Source organism: Solitalea longa (assembly GCF_002920915.1).
Classification (GTDB): Bacteria; Bacteroidota; Bacteroidia; order Sphingobacteriales; family Sphingobacteriaceae; genus Solitalea; species Solitalea longa.
Genome location: NZ_PQVF01000024.1, coordinates 1 through 9,184, shown reverse-complemented (window position 1 = coordinate 9,184; position 9,184 = coordinate 1). Strand labels below are relative to the sequence as shown.

The window sequence follows — 9,184 nt, the reverse complement described above, 5'->3', positions numbered from 1 at the left end:
TACCTTCTGTCAGGGCGGCTCACAGGTGATCTCAGTTCCGGCGCAGGCAGGAGCGAGCTACCAGTGGTACAATGGCGCTACAGCAGTAGGGACCAACTCGAACAGCTACACTGCTACCACCAGCGGAACGTATACCGTAGTAGTAACCTTTACGGCTACTACTTGTAAGGCGACTTCGGCACCGGTGAGCGTAACGGTAAATCCATTGCCAACGGCAACGATCAGTCCATCAGGACCGACCACGTTCTGTAGTGGTGGCTCGGTAACCTTAACAGCGCCGTCTCAAGCCAATGTAAAATACGAATGGTTCCAGGGCGTAACCCCGGTAGGCACCAACAGCAATACGTATACTGCTTCTGCTTCAGGATCATATACTGTAAAAGTAACCAACACGATTACCACCTGTACGGACACTTCTCCTGCTACAGTGGTAACAGTAAACAATACCCCAACGGTGACCTTAAACGCACCGGGTCCATACACGTTTTGTCAGAACGGCTCACAGGTAATTTCGGTTACTGACGAGTCGGCTTTAGGCGTAACCTATCAGTGGTACAATGGAATTACTGCAATTCCTGGTGCCACTTCTTATACTTATACAGCAACCACCACCGGTCAGTATAAAGTAGTGGCCAGCTATCCTGCAGCAGCAGGCGGTTGTTCGGCTACTTCAGCGACGGTGAACGTAACCGTGAATCCGTTGCCAACGGTAACAGTTGCACCGGCAGGTCCAATTGCCGGTTGTGCGGGAGATGTGATCGTGTTAACGGCCACTTCGCAGGCAGGCATGAACTACCAGTGGTACAACGGCGTTACTCCGGTAGGTACCAACACGAATACTTATAGTGCCACCACCAGTGGTAACTACTCGGTAGTGGTGACCAATCCGACCACCACCTGTTCGGCACCGTCGAACGTAGTGGCAGTAACGATCACCCCAATTCCGGATGTGACGTTGAATGCAGCTGGTCCATATACCTTCTGTCAGGGCGGCTCACAGGTGATCTCAGTTCCGGCGCAGGCAGGAGCGAGCTACCAGTGGTACAATGGCGCTACAGCAGTAGGTGCCAACTCGAACAGCTACACCGCTACCACCAGTGGAACGTATACCGTAGTAGTAACCTTTACGGCGACTACCTGTAAGGCGACTTCGGCACCGGTGAGCGTAACGGTAAATCCATTGCCAACAGCAACGATCAGTCCATCAGGACCGACCACGTTCTGTAGCGGTGGATCGGTAACCTTAACAGCGCCGGCTCAGGCTAACGTTAAATACGAATGGTTCCAGGGCGTAACCCCGGTAGGCACCAACAGTAATACGTATACTGCTTCTGCTTCAGGATCATATACTGTTAAAGTAACCAACACGATTACCACCTGTACGGACACTTCTCCGGCTACAGTGGTAACAGTAAACAATACCCCAACGGTGACCTTAAATGCACCGGGTCCATACACGTTTTGTCAGAACGGCTCACAGGTAATTTCGGTTACTGACGAGTCGGCTTTAGGCGTAACGTATCAGTGGTACAATGGCGTAACCGCTATTCCTGGTGCCACTTCTTATACTTATACAGCAACCACCACCGGTCAGTATAAAGTAGTGGCCAGCTATCCTGCAGCAGCAGGCGGTTGTTCGGCTACTTCAGCTACCGTAAACGTAACGGTGAATCCGTTGCCAACGGTAACAGTAGCACCGGCAGGTCCAATTGCCGGTTGTGCGGGAGATGTGATTGTATTAACGGCCACTTCGCAGGCAGGCATGAATTACCAGTGGTATAACGGAGTTACTCCGGTAGGTACCAATACCAATACTTATAGTGCCACCACCAGTGGTAACTACTCGGTAGTGGTGACCAATCCGACCACCACCTGTTCGGCACCGTCGAACGTAGTGGCAGTAACGATCACCCCAATTCCGGATGTGACGTTGAATGCAGCTGGTCCATATACCTTCTGTCAGGGCGGCTCACAGGTGATCTCAGTTCCGGCGCAGGCAGGAGCGAGCTACCAGTGGTACAATGGCGCTACAGCAGTAGGCACGAACTCGAACAGCTATACCGCTACCACCAGTGGAACTTACACCGTAGTAGTAACCTTTACGGCTACTACTTGTAAGGCGACTTCGGCACCGGTGAGCGTAACGGTAAATCCATTGCCAACAGCAACGATCAGTCCATCAGGACCGACCACGTTCTGTAGCGGTGGATCGGTAACCTTAACAGCACCGGCTCAAGCCAATGTAAAATACGAATGGTTCCAGGGTGTAACCCAGGTAGGTACCAACAGTAATACGTATACTGCTTCTGCTTCAGGATCATATACGGTAAAAGTAACCAACACGATTACCACCTGTACGGACACTTCTCCTGCTACAGTGGTAACAGTAAACAATACCCCAACGGTGACCTTAAACGCACCGGGTCCATACACGTTTTGTCAGAACGGTGCACAGGTAATTTCGGTTACTGACGAGTCGGCTTTAGGCGTAACCTATCAGTGGTACAATGGAATTACTGCAATTCCTGGTGCCACTTCTTATACTTATACAGCAACCACCACCGGTCAGTATAAAGTAGTGGCCAGCTATCCTGCAGCAGCAGGCGGTTGTTCGGCTACTTCAGCTACCGTAAACGTAACGGTGAATCCGTTGCCAACGGTAACAGTTGCACCGGCAGGTCCAATTGCCGGTTGTGCGGGAGATGTGATCGTGTTAACGGCCACTTCGCAGGCAGGCATGAATTACCAGTGGTACAACGGCGTTACTCCGGTAGGTACCAACACCAATACTTATAGTGCCACCACCAGTGGTAACTACTCGGTAGTGGTGACCAATCCGACCACCACCTGTTCGGCACCGTCGAACGTAGTGGCGGTAACGATCACCCCAATTCCGGATGTGACGTTGAATGCAGCTGGTCCATATACCTTCTGTCAGGGCGGCTCACAGGTGATCTCAGTTCCGGCGCAGGCAGGAGCGAGCTACCAGTGGTACAATGGCGCTACAGCAGTAGGCACGAACTCCAACAGCTACACTGCTACCACCAGCGGAACGTATACCGTAGTAGTAACCTTTACGGCTACTACTTGTAAGGCGACTTCGGCACCGGTGAGCGTAACAGTGAATCCATTGCCAACGGCAACGATCAGTCCATCAGGACCGACCACGTTCTGTAGCGGTGGATCAGTAACCTTAACAGCGCCGGCTCAAGCCAATGTAAAATACGAATGGTTCCAGGGCGCAACCCCGGTAGGCACCAACAGTAATACGTATACTGCTTCCGCTTCAGGATCATATACAGTAAAAGTAACCAACACGATTACCACCTGTACGGACACTTCTCCAGCTACAGTGGTAACAGTAGATCCTAAACCAGTAGCTACTATTACTGCAAGCGGACCTACAAGTTTCTGTAATCCTGGTTCGGTAGTATTATCAGTACCAGTTCAGTCAGGGGCAACTTATCAATGGTTCCAGGATGGAAATCCGGTAGGAACAAATTCTAATACCTATACAGCATCTGCAGCGGGTAATTATACAGTTACTGTAAGCTTTGCAACTGGTTGTACAACAGCTAGTCCTACTGGTGTTGTAGTTACTGTTTGGGATTTTGCTACTCCGGTGGTGTCAGCCACAGGTACTCTTGATTTCTGTGTGGGAGGAAGTGTTACTCTTAAAGTTAGCCCTGTTGTTACAGGTGTAACTTATAAATGGTACAATACTGCTGCTCCTTTAGTTTCAGTAGCAACAGGTACCTTCTATACTACAAATACAGTAGGTGATTATTATGTAATGGCTACTGATGTAAATGGATGTCCTAAACAATCCAATACGGTTTCTATTACATCAAACCCATTACCTGATGTAACCTTAACCAATCCAGGTCCTCATTCATTCTGTAGTGGATCAAACGTAAGCTTCAGTGTTCCTTTTGTTGCCGGTTATTCATATCAGTGGTTTAATAAGGGCGCTATAGCCTCTGGTGTTTCAAATACTAATTCATATACAGCAACTGCTACAGGTAAGTATAAAGTTGTTGTTACTTCTGATAAAGGTTGTATCAGTACTTCTGCGGATGTAGATGTAACTGTATTTGATATTCCAGATCCGGTGATTAAATCTTCAGGTTCAACAACTATCTGCGCTAACGAAACGGTTTCACTTACTATTAATCCATTCTCAGCTGCTGCAACTTATCAGTGGCGTAAAGATGGAGTGGATATCGTTGGTGCAACTAGTCAAACATATGTTGTTTCTGAAACTGCAGCCGGTACTTACAACTTTGATGTGGTAGCAAGTTATCCTACAGGTTGTCAAGAATTTTCAAATGTGATTCCGGTAACGGTTAAACCTTTGCCAATTGTTACACCTACAACTCCTACAACTATTCAGTTCTGTGATGGCGGTAGTTCAACAATCGGAGTAACAGCAGGTCCTGCAGGTACTTCATATGTATGGACTAAAGATGGTTCGGCATTTGGTTGTAATTGTGCCAGCATTACAGTATCCGATGGTGGTAACTATCAGGTGAAAGTTACATATCCTGCTCCAAGCGGATGTTCAGCTACTTCTATAGTATTCAATGTAACAGAATACAAAATTACTAAGCCAATTATTGCTGCAGATGGCCCATTAGCTTTCTGTGCCGGTGAAGATGTAGTTTTATCAGTTTCTAATGCTGATGCTACACTTAATTACCAATGGCAATTAAACGGAAGTCCTATTGGGGGAGCGACCTCAACTTCTTACACTGCTACAACAGCAGGTAATTATACGGTTGTTGGGACCAATTCATTTGGTTGTTCAGAAACTTCGGCTATTGTAACTGTAACGGTTAATCCTTTATCAGTTGCAAGTATTAATCCGGCAGGTCCTCATAAGTTCTGTTTCGGTGGAAATGTAAGCTTAACGGTAACTAGTACATACCCTACAGATACCTATAAGTGGACTTATAATGGAGTATCTATTCCAGGTGCTACATCCGCTACGTATAATGCTACTCAAACAGGTATTTATAACGTAATTGTAACCACTTCGAACGGATGTTCAAGTGGGGCCAATAATGTGTCGGTAACCGTTGATCCATTACCTCAACCTAAAATCGTTAATGGTGCAGGAAGCACAATTAACTTCTGTTCAGGAGGAGGTATAACGCACTTAGCGGTTGACAATCCATACGTAGCTTATCAATGGTATAAAGATGGTGTTGCGGTTGCTGATTCAACTAATCGTGATTATTGGGTACAGCCAACAGCTACTTCAGAAACTCATCAGTATACAGTTCGTGTATGGGATGCCAATGGATGTAACGGTATAACTGCAGCTCCTGTATTTGTAAACAGTTATCAGCCAACAGTAATTATTCAGGGTAATTTCACAGCTTGTGATCCTAATCCTGCTCAGTTATATGTAGTAAGTCCGGCTATTACTATCGATTGGTATTATTCTCCAACTAATACGGCTCCAATTACCTGGTCATCTGCGGCAGCAGCAACTACTACTTATAACGCCTATAATACAGGATGGTATAAAGTAAAAGCGAATGATGGCACTTGTGATGCATGGTCAGATTCAGTATTTATTCAAATTGAAAAAATTATTCCAGTTATTACTCCGGGTGGTTCAACTACTTTCTGTGGAACCAGTACGGCTAAAGTTACCCTGTCGGAAACATTCTATAATGATCCTGTAAAATATGCTTACCAATGGCAAGTAGGAGGAGTAGATATTCCTGGTGCGATTTTCCCTTCTTATGAAGCTACTGCAACAGGTAATTATAATGTTAAGGTTACCAGTAAGTTTGGTTGTTTTGGAACAGCCGCAGCTCCGGTTACAGTAACTGTTAACCCTATTCCTACTGCAAACTTCTCTGTTCCATCCGCATGTCTTCCTGCGGGAGGATTACAGTTTACTGACGCAAGTGTTGGCAATGGCGGTGCAACAATTACCGGATGGAGTTGGGATCTGGATGGCTTTACTTCAACAAGCCAAAATCCTGCAGTTCCTGCTTATACATCTTCAGGTATTAAAACAATCATATTAACTGTAACGGATAGTAAGGGTTGTTCTAACACAATAACAAAACCATACAACTTTAATGGTAATGAGCCTGTAGCATCCTTTACATATCCTGGTGCTACGGTATGTAATAACACGCCAATTACCTTTAATGGTACAGGTTCGGCAGCAAGTTTAACGCTACCGGCTACTTCATTAAGTTATGATTGGAAATTCTTTGATGCATCGAATAATCAGATTGCATTATCAGCTCCAAATAATTCTTCAGTAACGGTTACGTTCCCAACAAGTAATACGGTTGCTGCTTATAAAGTACGTTTAACTGTTACTACTGATTTGGGATGTTTTGATAGTGAAGAGCATACTGTGACTATCAGTCCTGAGCCTAAGGCAAAATTGGCTTTACCTAAAACCAATGTTTGTCGTCAAGATCTTCCATTTGCATTAACAGGTGGTTCAGAGGTATTAGGCTTACCTGGAAATGGTGTTTATGCGGGCCCTGGTGTGAATTCAGCTACCGGTATTTTTGATCCTGCAGCAGCAGGCGTTAGTGGAGCTGCTCCTCATACTATTACTTATACCTACACTACAAACGATGGTTGTGTGGATGTAGCAATAGATACTATCCGTGTTAATCCAATGCCGACAACTACTATTTCTGCTAATCCTGCTGAAAATGCATCGGATGAGGTAGAAGTATGTGATGGCGATGCAGTTACATTCACTGCGGGTGGTGCAGCAACTTACGAATGGTTTAAAGACGGTGTTACCTTAAATGTAATAGCGCCTACTTATACTACAACAGAAGCTGGTGACTATTATGCACTGGGTACTTCTGCAGCTGGTTGTACTACTCAATCGAAAACCATTAAAGTAATTGTGAACCCAATTCCGGTTGCTTTATTTACTATGGACGGTGACTGTGTTAGCAATACAGGTTCTGTTTTCGATGCATCAACAAGTTCTGTAGCTAGCGGATCAATTACCAACTATACCTGGGACTTTGGAGATGGTAGTCCAGCTGTTTCAACAGCAAGCCCTATCACCACTTATGTATACACGGCTTCGGGTAATTACACAGTTAAGTTAACTGTAACAACCAGTAAAGGTTGTATAGATACAGAAACATTAAACTACCAGTTCAATGGTAATGTACCAGCAGCAAGCTTTACGGCATCAGCTACTACCGTTTGTCAGGGAACAGCTGTAACCTTTACTGATACATCTATTCCAGGAACGGTAGGAGCAATTAATAAATGGAAATGGGAATTCTTTGATCCTATTACAAATGCCTTATTGCCGATATCTGCTCCAAGCGCAGCTTCAGTAACGGTTAATTTCCCTGATGTAACCGCAACAACTGATTACCGTGTTAAATTAACTGTTTACACTGAATTTGGTTGTGAAGATGAGTCTGCACCACAAACGATCACGGTTCATCCGGTAGCTACCACCACGCTGGCGGTAGGAGTACCAGAGATCTGTATCGATGGCGGACTGGTAGACATCACGTCAAGTGTAACCAACGGAGTTGCTGTAGCAGCACCGGTATACACCACCGATGCCCCAGCAGGTTCAATCACGGCAGCAGGCAAGTTCGATCCTGCAGTAGCAGGAGTGGGCACCTGGACAATCACCTATGTAGCTTCAGCTACCGACGGCAGCTGTCCAAGCGTAGCGGCAACAGCCACTATCGTGGTACATCCATTGCCAACACCAAGCATCACTCCATCGGCAACAGCTGAGTGTGATGGCAGCACGATCACCTTAACGGCCAGTGTGGGTTCTACTTACCAGTGGCGCAAAGGCGGTGTGGATATCGCCGGACAGAACGCGCAAACCTTAACCTTAAGTACGGTTGCAGAATCAGGCAGCTATACGGTAGTGGTAAACGATGGCTTTGGCTGTGATGATGAATCACCGGCACAGGTCATCACGATCTATCCAAACCCAGTGGCTTCGTTTACAAAACCAAGCAGCTGTGGATCGGCAGGTGATGTGTTTACCGATGTCTCAAGCGTAGGCGGCGGCTATAGCTTAACGTATGCCTGGGATTTAGGGGAAGGCTTTACTTCGACCTTACAAAACCCAGCGGTACCAGCGTACACTACAGCCGGACCGAAAACGATCACCTTAACAGTAACCTCATCAGGTAACGGATGTAAAGACACCTATACCGATGTATATCAATACAATGGCGCAACGCCAGTGGCAAGCTTTACGGCATCGTCCACAACGGTTTGTCAGGATGGAACAGTGACCTTAGATGCCACAGGCTCAAGCACCGGAGTAAGCCCGATCACCGACTACATCTGGGAATTCAGTGAAGGCGGCAGTGTGATCAACACGATCTCAGCAGCTAACCAGGCAGTGGTATCGATCAGCTTCCCGGCTATCACCAGCTCACACACCTATGATGTGAAACTGACAGTGAGAACCCAGGATGGTTGTGAGAGCAGCACGGCACCGCAGTCAATCACGGTACACCCGGTAGCAACCACTACGCTAGCGGTAGGCGTACCAGAGATCTGTATCGATGGCGGTCTGGTAGACATCACCTCAAGTGTAACCAACGGCGTTGCCGTAGCAGCACCGGTATATACGACCAATGCTCCAGCGGGAACAATTACGGCAGCAGGCAAGTTCGACCCAGCAGTAGCAGGGGTAGGCACCTGGACGATCACCTATGTGGCAACAGCAACCGACGGCAGCTGCGCGAGCACTCCTGCAACGGCGACCATCGTTGTCCATCCATTGCCAACACCAAGCATTACCCCATCAGCAACAGCTGAGTGTGAGGGAGGTACGATCACCTTAACGGCCAGTGTGGGTTCTACTTACCAGTGGCGCAAAGGCGGTGTGGATATCGCCGGACAGAACGCGCAAACCTTAACCTTAAGTACGGTTGCCGAATCAGGCAGCTATACGGTAGTGGTAAACGATGGCTTTGGCTGTGATGATGAATCACCGGCACAGGTCATCACGATCTATCCAAACCCAGTGGCTTCGTTTACAAAACCAAGCAGCTGTGGATCGGCAGGTGATGTGTTTACCGATGTCTCAAGCGTAGGCGGCGGCTATAGCTTAACGTATGCCTGGGATTTAGGGGAAGGCTTTACTTCGACCTTACAAAACCCAGCGGTACCAGCGTACACTACAGCCGGA

At 47.0% G+C, this 9,184-nt stretch carries 1 protein-coding gene; it reads left to right on the top strand.

Going from position 1 to position 9,184, the window contains the following annotated elements; translation table 11 throughout:
- The coding region (locus C3K47_RS19195) for an Ig-like domain-containing protein (RefSeq protein ID WP_103790787.1) at positions 1–9,184 on the top strand (9,184 nt) is incomplete at both ends.